Origin of the sequence: Stenotrophomonas sp. GD03877, assembly GCF_029840555.1 — a bacterium.
Taxonomy (GTDB): domain Bacteria; phylum Pseudomonadota; class Gammaproteobacteria; order Xanthomonadales; family Xanthomonadaceae; genus Stenotrophomonas; species Stenotrophomonas geniculata.
In genome coordinates this window covers 38,994-52,794 of sequence record NZ_JAOCCT010000037.1, presented here as the reverse complement: position 1 = coordinate 52,794, position 13,801 = coordinate 38,994, and the positions used below count along the sequence as shown (strand labels likewise).

Genomic DNA, 13,801 nt, shown 5'->3' with positions numbered 1-13,801 from the left:
CATGGCTCGGCTCTACAGAACGCAATGTCAGACGATCACGGCCGCAGCAGCACCTTGCCGTTACGACCCGAACCCGCACCGGCCTTCGCTGCCTGGGCGATGTCGTCCAGTGCGAAGATCTGCTCCACCGGCAGCGTCAGCTCGCCGCCAGCCGCACGCTTCAGCAGTTCGCCAACCAGCCGGCGCTTGTCCTCCACCGCCATCGCCTGGCTGACCTTGCTGCCCCAGAAGCCCTTCACCGTCGCTTCCTTGTAGATCAGGCCGCCGGCCGGGATGCGCATCGGTTCGCCGCTCATCACGCCGAACGACACCAGCGTGCCGTTGTGGCCGAGCAGGTCGACCAGGTCACCGCTGGCGTCGCCGCCGATGGAATCCACGGCGGCCGCCGCCTGTGCTTCGCCGGTCGCTTCACGAACGCGATCCTTCCAGCCGTCCACCGAGGTGTCGAACACATGATCGATACCCAGGGCCTGCAACTGTGCGACGGCATCCGCATTGCGCACCAGGTTGGCTACATGCACGCCACGCGCCCGCGCCAGCATCGCCAGCGACTTGCCCACCGCGCCGTTGGCGGTGTTCTGCACGATCCACTGGCCCGCCTCGACGTGCAGGAACTCCAGCAGCATCAGCGCGCTCAGCGGCATGGCGATCAGCTGCGCGGCCATTTCGTCGGGGATCGCCTCCGGCATCGGAATCACCATGCGTGCCGGCGCGATGAAGGCCTCGGCCCAGGTACCGTGTACCGAGGCTGCGGCGACGCGCTGGCCGATCTGCAGGCCGTCGACACCATCGCCGAGTGCATCGACCACGCCCAGCGCTTCACTGCCACCGATCGCCGGCAGGGTCGGCTTGTAGCCGTAGAGGCCGCGCACGGTCAGCAGATCGTGGTTGTGGATCGAGGCCAGCACGGTGCGGATGCGCACCTCGCCGGGGCCGGGCTCGGGCAGCGGCGCATCGGCAATGGCAAGGACGTCGGCCGGGTTGCCGAAGGAGGGGTACTGGGCAGCGCGCATGGGTGGTGTTCCGGGGAAAGTTGATGTTGTACCGAACTGGGGCCGCAGGGGCTGTCGACAAGGCGCCGCAGCTGCAACACGGCATCCTGCGACTGATCGTCGCGACATGTGCTGATTACCGCATCTTGTGTTGACGGTTCGGGATATCCCCACTATGTTGTGGCCGTCACTCCCGGTCAGCCGCCGCCGCCGGACATGCAGCAAACGTCCCGCGGCCCGCCCCTGAAGGCTTGCCGTGTCGACGCGGCCGCCATCGTGCGGACGCAGGTCGCCCCCACGGCCCGGATACCGGCCGTGGGCGCAGGCAGATGCCGACGACCTACGTTCCCGTGCCCTGGCAATCCACCCGTTCGCCCCGTGCGCCGGTATCGCGTTCAGGGCCGCCATGGCATCGACCGCCAACGCGCGTGCGAGCCTGGAGTTTCACCACCATGACCGACAGTACCTTCCGCGTGGCCGATCTGGCCGGCGCTGGCGACGCCTTGCGCGCCGGTGGCGAGCGCGTGCCGACCTGGATCACCAAGGAGGCCGGCAACCGCCGCCTGCCGTTCGAGGCCGAGCGCCTGCAGCGCAGCATCGACGCCGTGCATGCCGAGTTCCCGCAGCTGGACGTGAGCGACTATCGCCGCGTGGTGCAGGCGATGGTCGAGCGCAAACCGAGCATCAGCGCCGACGACCTGGTCGATCTGCTGATCCGTGAGGCCGAATCGCGGGTGGACCTGGTCGCACCCGAGTGGGAACAGTTTGCCGCGCGCATCTACCTGCGCCGCCTGTACAAGCGTGCCAGCCGCAACCGCTTCTACGATGTCGGCCTGAAGTACGGCTCCTACGTTGGCCTGCAGGAAAGCCTGGCTGACCGCGGCATATACAGCAACGACATCCTGCGCTGCTATTCGAAGGAAGAGCTGCAGCAGGCCGGCGAGATGATCGACCCGGAGCGCGACCGCCTGTTCGCCTACAACGGCCTGTACCTGCTGGCCACGCGCTATCTGGCCAGCGACCGCAGCCGCGAGGTCTACGAACTGCCGCAGGAGCGCTGGCTGACCATCGCGCTGTACCTCATGCAGGAAGAAAAGCCGCGCGAGCGGCGCATGCAGCTGGTCGGCGAGGCGTACTGGGCGCTGTCCAACCTGTACATGACCGTCGCCACACCGACCCTGGCCAATGCCGGCAAGGTGGGTGGGCAGCTGTCCAGCTGCTTCATCGACACGGTGGACGACAGCCTGCAGGGCATCTATGACTCCAACACCGATATCGCCCGCGTGTCCAAGCACGGTGGCGGCGTCGGCGCCTACCTGGGCTATGTGCGCAGCAGCGGCGCGCCGATCCGGGGCGTGGCCAATTCCTCCGGTGGCGTGGTGCCGTGGATCAAGCAGCTCAACAACACCGCGGTGTCGGTTGATCAGCTTGGCCAGCGCAAGGGCGCGGTGGCGGTGTACCTGGACATCTGGCACCGCGACATCGAAGCGTTCATGGACCTGCGCCTCAACAACGGCGACCAGCGCCTGCGCGCGCACGATGTGTTCACTTCGGTGTGCGTGCCCGACCTGTTCATGGAAGCGGTCGAGCGCCGCGCCGACTGGTACCTGTTCGACCCGCACGAGGTGAAGCAGGCCAAGGGCTGGTACCTGCAGGACTTCTATGACGAGAAGCGCGGTGCGGGTAGCTTCCGCGACCGCTATGCCGAACTGGTGGCCGACGAGCGCATCAGCCGCCGCACGGTGAAGGCGATCGATCTGTTCAAGCGGATCATGCTCAGCCAGTTGGAGACCGGCAATCCGTTCCTGTTCTACCGCGACGAGGTCAACCGCCGGAACCCGAACAAGCACGCGGGCATGATCTATTCCAGCAATCTATGCACCGAGATCCTGCAGAACATGAGCCCGACGCGGATGATCCAGGAGATCGTCAGCGGCGACCAGATCGTCACCACGCGCCGCGCCGGTGACTTCGTGGTCTGCAACCTGTCCTCGATCAACCTCGGCCGGGCAATCAGTGCGCCGGATGACCTGCTGGCCACCGACGTGCTGGAGCGCCTGATCCCGATCCAGGTGCGCATGCTCGACAACGTGATTGACCTCAACGCGCTGCCGGTGCCGCAGGCCACCATCACCAACCGCAAGTACCGCGCCATCGGCCTGGGCACGTTCGGTTGGCACCACCTGCTGGCGCAACAGGCGATCCAGTGGGAATCACCGGATGCCGAGGATCTGGCCGACCGTCTCTACGAGCGCATCAACTTCCTGACCATCCAGGCCAGCGCGCAGCTGGCGAAGGAGAAGGGCAGCTACCCGATGTTCGCGGGCAGCGACTGGCACAACGGGCGTTACTTCCGTGACCGCGACTACAGCGGCGCCGCGTGGGACAGCCTGGCCCGCGAGGTCGCCACGCACGGCCTGCGTAACGGCTGGTTGCTGGCCGTGGCGCCGAACATGAGCACCGCGCAGATTGCCGGTTCCACCGCGTCGATCGACCCGATCTACAGCGCGTTCTACTACGAGGAAAAGAAGGACTTCCGGCGGTCGGTGGCGGCCCCGGGCCTGTCGCTGGAAACCTGGCCGTACTACGAGAAGGGTGCCTACAAGGTCGACCAGTTCGCCAGCGTGCGCCAGAACGCCCGCCGCCAGCGCCATGTCGACCAGTCGATCAGCTTCAACCTGTATGTGCCGAGCACGATCCGCGCGAGCACCCTGCTGGAGCTGCACCTGAGCGCCTGGCGCGAAGGCCTGAAGACCACCTACTACGTGCGCTCCAACGACATCGACATCAGCGAATGCGAATGGTGCTCCAGCTGACCATCCACGGTAGCGCCGGGCCACGCCCGGCGAGCGCATCGCGCGGCCGTCGCACATTCCGCCGGGCATGGCCCGGCGCTACCCCCTGCAGGTAACACCATGGCAACCCCCCTCGACCGCATCAAGATCCTCGAACCACGCCATCCCAACCGCAGCACCGGCATCATCAACGGCCGCACCAGCGGCATCCTCAACTGGAACGACATCCCTTACCCGTCGTTCTACCGGGCCTACAAGGAGCTGTCGACCAACTTCTGGATTCCCGACGAGGTCGACATGAAGCTCGATGCCCGCCAGTACGGCGAGCTCAACGCACGCGAAAAGAACGCCTACGATTCGATCATCGGCCTGCTGGCCACGCTCGACTCACCGCAGACCCGTTTCATCTACAACGTCGCCGAGTACATCACCGACCCGGCCGCGCATGCCAATGCGGCGATCATCGGCCAGCAGGAAGTGATCCATAACGAGAGCTACAGCTACGTACTGGCCTCGATCACCGACCTGCCGAACCAGAACCGCATCTTCGAGATCGCCCGCACCCACCCGACCATCATCAAGCGCAATGCCCCGATCATGAGCGCGTATGACGACTTCATGCGCGAGAAGACCGCCGAGACCCTGCTCAAGTCGCTGATCCAGTCCTCGATCCTGGAAGGCATCAACTTCTATTCCGGTTTCGCCTACTTCTACAACATGGTGCGGCAGAACCGCATGAACGGCACCGGCAAGATCATCAGCTTCATCAATCGCGACGAGCTGGCCCATACCAAGTTCATCAGCGAGCTGATCCGCGCCATCATCGGTGAAAACTCCGAGCTGCAGACCAATGAGTTGACCGCCTATGTGCACCAGTCATTCGAACATGCCATCGAGCTTGAGACGCAGTGGTCGTCGGAGGTGCTGGATGGCATCGATGGCATCGACGTGGACGAGATGGTGCGCTACGTGAAGTACCGCGCCAACAAGATGGCCGGCATGCTCGGCATCGAGCGCCTGTACAGCGACACCACTGACAACGTGATGCCGTGGATCAAGGCCTACGCCGACAACTTCACCGAGACCAAGACCGACTTCTTCGAGATGCGCAATGCAAGTTACAAGAAGACCAACGTCGACAACGGCTTCGACGATCTCTGAGCCTGTCGCCGCGCTGCGCATCCTGATGGTGGTCGCCTCCTTGAGCGGCAACACCCGCGAACTCGGCCGGCAGATTGCCGAACGCTGCCGCGCTGCCGGTCATGCGGTGCACTGGCAGGAGGCCGACGACCTGCGCCAGGCACCGCCGCTGGCGACCGATGAGGCCGACCTGGTGCTGCTGGGCTGCTGGACCGACAACGCCGGCCGCACGCCGGCGGAGATGAAGGCATGGGTGGCCGGCATCGCCGAGCGCGGCGAGCGGCCACGGCAGCTGGCGGTGTTCGGCACCGGTGAAACGCAGTGGGGGCAGGAGTACTACTGCGGCGCCGTGCACCGGCTGATCCGCTATTTCCGCAGCGACTACCCGCCGCTGGAGATCGAACAGATGCCGCATGGCCAACGCCATGCAGAGACCATCGATGCCTGGACCGATGCGGTCCTGGCCCATTACTGGAGCAACACCGATGCAGATCATCGACGCCACCACGCCTGAGCAGTTCCAGCAGCTTCTGGCCGAACATCCGCGGGTGCTGGTGGATTTCCACAAGGACCAGTGCCCGGGCTGCCGGATGCTGGAGGTGTCGTTGCACCGGGTGGCCAACAGCGTGGCGGGGCAGGGCACGACCCTGCTGCGCGTGCAGCTGGAGGTGCTGGGTGAAGCGTTCTTCAGGGAGCTGGGACTGCGGCAGACCCCGACGTTGTCCATGTTCCGTGACGGTGATGAGCGCACGCGCCTAGCGGGGTTCCAGTCACCGCAGCAGATCGAGGCCGCGATCGCGTTGCATTTGTAGAGCCGAGCCCATGCTCGGCTGCCGTTCGCGCGGTGAGCGATGAGTCGAGCATGGCCCGACTCTACAAGGGCATCCACGCATGGCGTGGATCTACCGGGGCAGGGTCCGTGGTTCGGCGTCAGGCTCCGCTGAAGGTATCCACCAGCAGCTTCACGTTCAACACCACGATCACCAGCGCGATCACCCAGGCAATCGCGCCCAGCCAGCGTGGTGCCACCAGCGCGCCCATCGTCACTTTGTCGGTCACGATCCGCACCAGGGGAATGATCGCGAACGGCAGCTGCATCGACAGCACCACCTGGCTCAGCACCAGCAGCTTCACCGCGCCCTGGTCGCCGAACAGCATGATCACCACCACCACCGGAATGATCGCCAGTGCGCGCGTGATCAGCCGACGCAGCCACGGCGGCAGGCGCAGGTGCAGGAAGCCTTCCATCACGATCTGGCCGGCCAGCGTGGCGGTCACTGTCGAATTCAGGCCCGAGGCCAGCAGGGCAATCGCAAACAGTGTCGCCGCCGCGCCCACGCCCAGCATCGGCGCCAGCAGCTGGTGCGCCTGCTCGATGTCTTCCACATCGAAACGGCCATTGGCATGGAACACCGCCGCCGCCAGGATCAGGATGCTGGCGTTGATGAACAGTGCCAGCGTCAGCGCGAGGGTGCTGTCGGTCACCGCCCAGCGCAGCGCGCTGCGACGGCCCTCGTCGGTGCGCGGATAGGCGCGGGTCTGCACGATGGAAGAATGCAGGTACAGGTTATGCGGCATCACCGTGGCGCCGATGATGCCGATGGCGATGTACAGCGCGTGCGGATCAGTCACTACCTGCGCGCGCGGAATGAATCCGCCCAGCACGTCCATCACCGGCGGTGCGGCCAGCGCGATCTGCACCATGAAGCAGCCGAAGATCACCATCAGCAGCGCGATCACGAAGGCTTCCAGCGCACGGAAGCCGCGGTTCATCAGCAGCAGGACCAGCAGCGTATCCAGCGCGGTGATCACCGCGCCCCACAGCAGCGGCAGGTCGAACAGCAGCTTCAATGCGATCGCGGTGCCGATCACCTCGGCCAGGTCGCAGGCGATGATCGCTGCCTCGCACAGCGCCCACAGCGCCAGGTTCACCGGCTTCGGGTACCGCGCGCGGCAGGCCTGCGCCAGGTCCATGCCGGTGGCGATGCCCAGCCGTGCCGACAGCGCCTGCAGGATCACCGCCATCAGGTTGGAGATGAGGATGACCGACAGCAGCAGGTAGCCGAAGCGCGAACCGCCGGCGAGGTCGGTGGCCCAGTTGCCTGGGTCCATGTAGCCGACCGAGATCATGTAGCCCGGGCCGAGGAAGGCCAGCAGGCGGAACCACCAATGGCCCGTGTCGGGAACGGCGACCGAGGCGTTGAGCGCGCCCAGGCTGGCCGGGGTGGAGGCCGAAGGGTCGTGGGGCGCCAGGGTGTTCATGGGTCCGAATATAGCTCCTGCTATAGTCATTAGCAATGTGAAACAATCGTCTTTATCGCGTTACTGGTCCAGAATTCAGTTTCAAACCCGGAGTAGACCGGAAGGACAGGCGCAGGCGTGGGCAAGACCGACGATTCGACATCGCTGAAAAGCACCCCCTTGATCGAGGCTGAGCGCCAGGTCGAGAGCTTCCGGCAAGTGCGCGAAGCGCACCGGATGGAGCTGGTGGAGGACTATGTCGAGCTGATCTCGGACCTGCTGGCCGACGGCGGCGAGGCCCGCCAGGTCGACATCGCCACCCGCCTGGGCGTGGCCCAGCCCACCGTGGCGAAGATGCTGCGGCGCCTGGCCCGCGATGGCTGGGTGGTGCAGCGGCCGTACCGCGGCGTGTTCCTGACCCCGGAAGGCGAGGCGCTGGCCCATGCCAGCCGCCAGCGGCACCAGACCGTGGAGCGTTTCCTGCTGGCGCTGGGCGTGGACCCTGATACGGCACGGCGTGATGCGGAGGGTATCGAGCACCATGTGAGCGAGCAGACGCTGGCGCTGTTCGAGGCGTTCGTGCGCAAGGCCGAGGGCGAGGCGCCGTAACGGTAGCGCCGGGCCATGCCCGGCGGCCGTTCGCGCGATCCCGGTTTTTGTAGAGCCGAGCTATGCTCGGCTGCCGTTTGCACGGTGATGGAATGCGTCGAGCATGGCTCGACGCTACAGGTCAGGCGGGCAGCGGGCCTGTTCCTGCGCGCACGCCCGTTTCGACCATTCCTTCAACACCGGCTGCAGGCCTTGGTAACGCCGGCCTTGCCAGCCATTGGCCAGCACCTTGCCGTCGGCATCGATCAGCACCAGGTTTGGCGGTGCCAATCCGGCCAATGCCTGCAGGGCCGGCATGCGCGCGGCGCGGCGCGGGTCCAGTACCGGCCACGGCATGTCCTGCGCGTGCATGTAGCGGCGCAATGCAGCCTCGCTCTCATCCAGACTGACGTACACCACTTCGGTATCGGCGCCGGCTTGGCGCAGGGCATCACGCACGCTGCGCAGCGTGGGTACGAAGGCATGGCACGGTGCACACCAGTCGGCACCGAAGTACAGCGCCACCAGTTTCGGCGGCGGCGTCCATTGCATCGGTCGCAGCGAGCGCTGTTCCGGCCGCATCAGCGAGGCCGAGACCTGCGCGTGCAGGTCCGCAGCCATCGCCGGTGCGGCCAGCAGCACGGCACAGGCCAGCAACAACGCTCGCAGAGCTTCAGAACGCATAGCGCAGGTTGACGTACCACGAACGCGCGAAGCGCGGCCCGTAGACATAGTCGCTGTCACGCTGCGCGCCCACTTCCAGATCTTTCTGGCGCTGATCGAACACGTTCTTGACACCCGCGGCCACCGACACTTCCTGCTGCGCCTGCGCGCCCAGATGTCGGTGCCAGCGAGCACCAAGATCGGTGACCAGGAAGGAACGCGTACGGTGCAGCTCGCCCAACCGGTTGTTCAGCACCGACATAGGCCCGGTATGGCGCAGCGCGACGAAGGTTTCCCACGGCTCGGCGGGCATCCAGCTGAGCTGCGCCAGGCCGGTCCAGCGCGGGGTCTTCAGGTAGTCGCGGCTTTCGATGATGGTGTCGCCACCGTCGCCGGTGTCGTCGAAGATGCGCTGCGGTTCGCGGAAGCGCGAGCGGTACCACGAGGCACCGGCGGTCAGGCGCCACTGCGGCGACGGTTGCCAGCCGAGGTTGGTTTCCGCCCCCAGTACGTTGGAGCCGGAGGCGTTGTAGCGCAGCTGGCTCAGTTGTCCGTCATCGCCGCGCTGGATCTCGCCCAGCGCGAAGGTGTCGCGGATGCGTGCATAGGAGGCGGTAGCATCCCAGCTCCACACTGGATTGGCCGGGTCCGAGCGCCAGTCGAAGCCGAACAGAGTGGTCAACGCGCGCTCTTCCTTCAGGCCATCGGTGTTGCGCACGCGCACCTGCTCGCCACCCAGCGTATCGACGTGCACGTCCTCGACGAAGATCTCCGGTGCACGGAAGCCGGTGGCGATGCCGGCTCGCCATTTCAGGTCGGGCGTGGCTTGCCAGGCCAGGGCGATGCGCGGCGAGAACACCGCGCTGTCCAGCTCCGAGCTCTTGTCCACGCGTGCGCCCAGTACCAGGTCGACGTTGTCGCGCAGGCTCCACTCGTCCTGGATGAAGGCGCCCAGATTGTGGAAGGTTGCATCTTCCAACACCGCCAAGCGCTGCCCGTCACCGGTGCGGTTGTCGTCGCGCAGCGCCTCGTGCTTGTACTGCACGCCGAAGGCCAGCGCGTGCGCGCCCAGGCGCCAGTTCAACTGGCTGTCGATGTAGTGCAGCGGGTTGTGGGTGCGGCCGTATTGGCGCCACGAACGCGAGGCCGCGCTGCCGGCCACGTTGGGATCCAGCTGCGACGGGTCATGGCCGAGGGCAGACGGATCGGTAACCACGTCGCCAAGACCGCCGTAGAAACTGTCGCGGTCGATGTCGGCGAAGGCGTAGGCCAGGCGGAAATCGGCGTCGGCATTGATTTCCTGATCCCACGACACGCTGCCGCGCCGGTATTTCGTATCCAGCGATTCGGCGATGTTGGCCAGGTATTCGGGATGATCCAGTCGATTGCCGCCACGCCGGGTTTCATCGGTCACCTGCAGGTCCAGGCGCAGCCGCGTGCCCGGCGTGGGCGCGTACCAGGCCTGCAGCCCGCCGACCTTGAGGTTCTTGCGGGTGATCTCGGTGTAGCCGTCACCGTTGTAGTCGATGCCGCTGTTCCAGTTGCGCTGGGCAATCACTGAAAGCCCGGCGTCGGCATCTTTCGCCACCAGGTCCAGGCGCACGTCGGCATTCTTCTGCGGTGTGCCCTTCAGGACATCCACGCCGGCCTGCACATGGCCACCGCTGCGCGCCGGCAGCGGCGGAATCAGGTTGATCACACCGGCCACCGCACCCGGGCCGTACAGCGCCGAGCCGCCGCCCTTGACCACTTCGATGCGGTCGACGAACCCGGCCGGGATCTGTTCCAGGCCGTACACGCTGCCCAGCGTGGACAACAGCGGGATGCCATCGAACAACAGCTGGTTGTAGGCACCGGGCAGGCCCAGCAGCTGCACTTCGCTGGTGTTGCAGTTCTGGCAGTTGCTTTCCACGCGCAGGCCGTTGATCAGCTCGGCGGCGCGCGAGAAGTCGGTGGCCGCGCGCAGCGCGATGTCTTCCTTGCGCAGCACTTCGGTGCGGATCGGGACATCGGATAGCAGGCGTTCGCTGCGGGTGGCGGTGCTGACCTTGACCTGCGCGCGGTCCAGCTCGGTCGGCTTCGAGGTGGCGGCCAGTGCAGGCAGCGGCAGGGTCAGGGCAATGGCGGCGGCCAGGGGCAGCCGATGGAAGAGGGGCGTGGCAACGGGCATGAGGGCGTCGTCCTTGGGAGAAGAAAGGCGGCGAGGGCGACCTGGCTGACGCATATGAAAGCAGCGGCTTATTAATATAGCAAGTGCTATATAACGAGGCCGAGGCCATTGCGCGTGGGGCACCAGTCGAGTCAGATCATGCGAGTGTTATAACATTACATAATGCGACCACACCCCTGCCGGTGGTCATGTCCATAGGATGGAGTTGCCGTGTAGGCGCGGTCGGATCGTCAGCCGCGGCGGAATGCGGCGGGGGTCCGGGCGCCAACGATGATCATGCGGATCATCGTGGAGATCTGTTCGACCAGTTCCGGATCCTTCTCCGGCGGCAGGTCCATGGCGGTGGCACCCATCGCGAACACCAGCCGGGTGATGGCCTTGGCCACCAGCTCGGGGGCATGCAGCACGGCGCCGTCCAGTGCAGCCAGGCGCACCAGGTCGTGCTGCAGCTCTTCTTCGAAATAGTGCAGTTCGCGTTCGACCGCATGCTTGAAGTCGTCCGAGCCGACCGCGCCTTCGCGCAGCAGCACGTGCAGCAGCTTGTCGTCGGCGCGCAGCTGTTCCATGAAAGTCTCCACCGAGACCCGTACCACGCTGGTGGCGGTGGAGGTGGCGCGCTGGCGGGCCTCGCCGATGATGGTGCGCAGCGAGCGACCGGCGGCATCGATCAGCGCCACGGCCAGTTCGTCCATGTCGCGGAACTGCCGGTAGAAGCTGTTCGGCGCAATGCCGGCCTCACGTGCCACTTCGCGCAGGCTGAGCGTGGACAGGCTGCGGTGCGGCCCGATCAGCTTCAGGGCGGCGGCCAGCAGATCCTCGCGGCTCACCGTACGGCGGGCCGGGCTGTTGGCATCTTCAGGCGTCGACAAGGCGGTGGCGGCGGCCATGGGGGTTCCGGTGAGGCGAGGCTGAATCATACCCAATCCGGTTCAATATACACATGTATACACAGGTGTATGTGCGCCCGTATAGTGCGCCCATGAGCGCTGTCGTCCGTCCGTCCCTGTTCTCTCCGTACCGCTGGGTCTCGCCGTCGCTGTTCGATTTCTGGGCGGGCCAGCTCAATCCCCTGTGGACCCTGCGCGAGCCGATGGCCCGACTGGTCCGGCGCGAGCCGGCCGGCGAGGGCGCGGCGACCCTGGTCCTGCGCACCAACCGGCACTGGGCCGGCATGCGCGCCGGCCAGCACGTCACCCTGGGCGTCGAGATTGAGGGGCGCCTGTGGCAGCGCAGCTACAGCCCTACCGCACTGGGTCGGCGCGAGCTGGCGATCACCGTCAAGGCGATCGATGGCGGCCGGGTCAGCCAGCATCTGGTCAACCATGCACAGCCGGGCGAACTGTTCCGCCTCGATGCCGCCTTCGGCGAGTTCCATATGCCGGCCGCGGCGCCGGTGCTGCTGCTGGCTGCCGGCAGTGGCGTCACGCCGATGCGCAGCCTGTTGCGCGACGCCTGCCAGCGCCCGCTGGCAGCACCGGTGGACCTGTTCTATTGGGAGCGCACCGCCGCCCATCTGCAGTTCCGTGATGAACTGCAGGCGCTGGCCGCGGCACATCCGAACCTGCGCGTGCATCTGCTGACCACCCGCGAGGGTGAGGTGCCGGCCGCGCGCATCGATACCCATGGTCTGCAGGTGGCCGGCGATGACACGCCGCTGGCGCAGCGCCATGTGCTGGCCTGCGGTCCGGATGGCTTCGTTGCCGCTGCGCGTGAACGCCTGGCGCACCAGGTGGCTGGCTTCCAGGCTGAAGCCTTCACCCCGCCGGCGCCACTGCGCGATGCCAGCAGCGAAGGCGAGGTGTCGCTGACGCTTGCGCGCAGTGGCCGCCAGCTGAGCGTGCCGCGAGGCCGCTCGCTGCTGGAAAGCCTGGAAGCGCATGGCATCAAGCCCAAGCACGGTTGCCGCATGGGCATCTGCAACACCTGCACCTGTGATCGCGTCAGTGGCGCCACCCGCCACCTTCGCACCGGCGACCTGCAGTCCGAAACGGCACAGCCGGTGCGGATCTGCGTGAGCGCACCGACCACCGACCTGACTCTGGATCTCTGAGGACGCCTGCCATGACCCGCGCTACCGACCGTGCCCTGAGCACCGCCGAGATGCATGCTTTCGGTGAGGAACTCGATGCGATCCGCGACCGTGTGATCGGCAGCCTCGGCGCCTCCGATACCCGCTACATCCGCCGTGTGGCTGCTGCCGTGCGATGGTTCGGCGTCGGTGGCCGTGGCCTGCTGTTCCTGGCAGCATTCTCGCCGCTGTTCTGGATGCCGCTGCTGTGGCCGGCCGCGATCACTGGCACGCTGCTGCTGGCGCTGTCGAAGATCCTGGAGAACATGGAGCTGGGCCACAACGTCATGCACGGCCAGTTCGACTGGACCGGCGACCCCAAGCTCAATGGCAACACCTACGAGTGGGATATCGTTGCCACCGCCGACAACTGGCGCAAGACCCACAATTTCCGCCACCACACCTACACCAACGTGCGTGGCATGGACGATGACATCGGCTACGGCCTGCTGCGCATCTTCCCGGAACAGCGCTGGAAGCCGTTCTACCTGCTGCAGCCGATCATCGCGCCGATCTTCGCGCTGCTGTTCCAGTGGGGCGTGGCCGCGCAGGACCTGCGCCTGGGTCGTTGGCTGAAAGGTCGCATCAGCGGCCGTGCGATGTGGATGCAGACCCGCCCGGTGGCGCGAAAGATGGCCCGCCAGGTGCTGAAGGACTACGTGTTCTTCCCGCTGCTGGCTGGCCCGTTCTTCCTCACCGTGATGCTGGGCAACATGGTGGCCAACGGCCTGCGCAACATCTGGACCTACGTGATCATCTTCTGCGGCCACTTCACCGCCGAATCGGAAACCTTCCCGAAGGAATGCCTGCGCAATGAATCGCGCGGTCACTGGTACCTGCGCCAGCTGCGCGGTTCGTCCAACATCAGCGGCGGCTTCCTGATCAATGTGCTGTCGGGCAACCTCAGCCACCAGATCGAGCACCACTTCTACCCGGACCTGCCGGCCAACCGCTATGCGGCCATTGCCAAGGAAGTGAAGGACATCTGCCGCCGTTACGGCCAGCACTACAACAACGGCTCGCTGCCGCGCCAGTTCGGCCAGGTGGTCTGGCGCATCCTGCGCCACGCGTTCCCCAGCAAGCCGCGCCGCCTGCCGATGCCGGACATCATGTCCGCACCGGCATCGGCCAACGCGGGCTGATC

12 protein-coding genes are annotated in these 13,801 nt (G+C 66.0%); 7 read left to right on the top strand and 5 right to left on the bottom strand.

The genetic code is table 11. The annotated features are described in order from the left end of the window. Nucleotides 1–35 precede the first annotated feature (35 nt). Nucleotides 36–1,013 carry a zinc-binding dehydrogenase gene (locus N5D20_RS21125; protein WP_049410313.1) on the bottom strand — a complete coding sequence of 326 codons (978 nt, stop codon included), beginning with the start codon at nucleotides 1,011–1,013 and terminating at the stop codon, nucleotides 36–38. Nucleotides 1,014–1,444: 431 nt separating this feature from the next. On the opposite strand from N5D20_RS21125, the gene N5D20_RS21120 reads away from it, so the two are divergent. The 4 genes from N5D20_RS21120 (at nucleotide 1,445) to N5D20_RS21105 (ending at nucleotide 5,739) form a co-directional block, all read left to right on the top strand. Next, on the top strand, nucleotides 1,445–3,808 hold the full coding sequence (locus N5D20_RS21120) for a ribonucleoside-diphosphate reductase subunit alpha (protein WP_279914802.1): 2,364 nt from the start codon (nucleotides 1,445–1,447) through the stop codon (nucleotides 3,806–3,808). A 99-nt stretch (nucleotides 3,809–3,907) separates the two neighbouring features. Then, nucleotides 3,908–4,948, top strand: a complete 1,041-nt coding sequence (locus N5D20_RS21115) for a ribonucleotide-diphosphate reductase subunit beta (protein WP_279914801.1) — start codon at nucleotides 3,908–3,910, stop codon at nucleotides 4,946–4,948. Between the two features lie 25 nt (nucleotides 4,949–4,973). Then, complete coding sequence (locus N5D20_RS21110; RefSeq protein WP_100050567.1) at nucleotides 4,974–5,441, top strand: flavodoxin; 468 nt, start codon at nucleotides 4,974–4,976, stop codon at nucleotides 5,439–5,441. Then, entirely contained in the window at nucleotides 5,413–5,739 is a 327-nt protein-coding gene (locus N5D20_RS21105) for a thioredoxin family protein (protein ID WP_279914800.1), read from the top strand. Before N5D20_RS21110 ends, N5D20_RS21105 begins: the two co-directional genes overlap by 29 nt. Before the next feature lie 118 nt (nucleotides 5,740–5,857). Here N5D20_RS21105 and N5D20_RS21100 read toward each other — a convergent pair whose 3' ends face one another. After that, nucleotides 5,858–7,189, bottom strand: a complete 1,332-nt coding sequence (locus N5D20_RS21100) for an Nramp family divalent metal transporter (RefSeq protein ID WP_171954429.1) — start codon at nucleotides 7,187–7,189, stop codon at nucleotides 5,858–5,860. A 117-nt stretch (nucleotides 7,190–7,306) separates the two neighbouring features. On the opposite strand from N5D20_RS21100, the gene mntR reads away from it, so the two are divergent. Next, nucleotides 7,307–7,777 (top strand): manganese-binding transcriptional regulator MntR, encoded by a 471-nt coding sequence (mntR, locus tag N5D20_RS21095; RefSeq protein WP_006372477.1) that lies wholly within the window; start codon nucleotides 7,307–7,309, stop codon nucleotides 7,775–7,777. Nucleotides 7,778–7,891: 114 nt separating this feature from the next. On the opposite strand, the gene N5D20_RS21090 is transcribed toward mntR, so the two are convergent. From N5D20_RS21090 to fabR, 3 genes are all read right to left on the bottom strand, one after another. Continuing rightward, nucleotides 7,892–8,440 (bottom strand): thioredoxin-like domain-containing protein, encoded by a 549-nt coding sequence (locus N5D20_RS21090; RefSeq protein WP_171954427.1) that lies wholly within the window; start codon nucleotides 8,438–8,440, stop codon nucleotides 7,892–7,894. Further along, nucleotides 8,430–10,589 carry a TonB-dependent receptor gene (locus N5D20_RS21085; RefSeq protein ID WP_279914799.1) on the bottom strand — a complete coding sequence of 720 codons (2,160 nt, stop codon included), beginning with the start codon at nucleotides 10,587–10,589 and terminating at the stop codon, nucleotides 8,430–8,432. Before N5D20_RS21085 ends, N5D20_RS21090 begins: the two co-directional genes overlap by 11 nt. A gap of 230 nt (nucleotides 10,590–10,819) precedes the next feature. Beyond that, nucleotides 10,820–11,476 (bottom strand): HTH-type transcriptional repressor FabR, encoded by a 657-nt coding sequence (fabR, locus tag N5D20_RS21080; RefSeq protein WP_005409961.1) that lies wholly within the window; start codon nucleotides 11,474–11,476, stop codon nucleotides 10,820–10,822. A 92-nt stretch (nucleotides 11,477–11,568) separates the two neighbouring features. Between fabR and N5D20_RS21075 the strand changes: the two genes are divergently transcribed. Together N5D20_RS21075 and N5D20_RS21070 are read left to right on the top strand one after the other, a co-directional pair. After that, a complete protein-coding gene (locus N5D20_RS21075; protein ID WP_279914798.1) occupies nucleotides 11,569–12,639 on the top strand; it encodes a ferredoxin reductase in 1,071 nt (356 codons plus the stop codon). A gap of 11 nt (nucleotides 12,640–12,650) precedes the next feature. Further along, complete coding sequence (locus N5D20_RS21070) at nucleotides 12,651–13,799, top strand: acyl-CoA desaturase (protein ID WP_010485207.1); 1,149 nt, start codon at nucleotides 12,651–12,653, stop codon at nucleotides 13,797–13,799. Nucleotides 13,800–13,801: the final 2 nt, after the last annotated feature.

Excerpts from the sequence above, each read along its gene's own strand:
- N5D20_RS21110 (WP_100050567.1), top strand. The coding sequence starts at position 4,974 with ATGGTGGTCGCCTCCTTGAGCGGCAACACCCGCGAACTCGGCCGGCAG.
- N5D20_RS21085 (WP_279914799.1), bottom strand. The coding sequence starts at position 10,589 with ATGCCCGTTGCCACGCCCCTCTTCCATCGGCTGCCCCTGGCCGCCGCC.
- N5D20_RS21120 (WP_279914802.1), top strand. The coding sequence starts at position 1,445 with ATGACCGACAGTACCTTCCGCGTGGCCGATCTGGCCGGCGCTGGCGAC.
- fabR (WP_005409961.1), bottom strand. The coding sequence starts at position 11,476 with ATGGCCGCCGCCACCGCCTTGTCGACGCCTGAAGATGCCAACAGCCCG.
- N5D20_RS21100 (WP_171954429.1), bottom strand. The coding sequence starts at position 7,189 with ATGAACACCCTGGCGCCCCACGACCCTTCGGCCTCCACCCCGGCCAGC.
- N5D20_RS21105 (WP_279914800.1), top strand. The coding sequence starts at position 5,413 with ATGCAGATCATCGACGCCACCACGCCTGAGCAGTTCCAGCAGCTTCTG.
- N5D20_RS21115 (WP_279914801.1), top strand. The coding sequence starts at position 3,908 with ATGGCAACCCCCCTCGACCGCATCAAGATCCTCGAACCACGCCATCCC.
- N5D20_RS21125 (WP_049410313.1), bottom strand. The coding sequence starts at position 1,013 with ATGCGCGCTGCCCAGTACCCCTCCTTCGGCAACCCGGCCGACGTCCTT.
- N5D20_RS21090 (WP_171954427.1), bottom strand. The coding sequence starts at position 8,440 with ATGCGTTCTGAAGCTCTGCGAGCGTTGTTGCTGGCCTGTGCCGTGCTG.
- N5D20_RS21075 (WP_279914798.1), top strand. The coding sequence starts at position 11,569 with ATGAGCGCTGTCGTCCGTCCGTCCCTGTTCTCTCCGTACCGCTGGGTC.
- N5D20_RS21070 (WP_010485207.1), top strand. The coding sequence starts at position 12,651 with ATGACCCGCGCTACCGACCGTGCCCTGAGCACCGCCGAGATGCATGCT.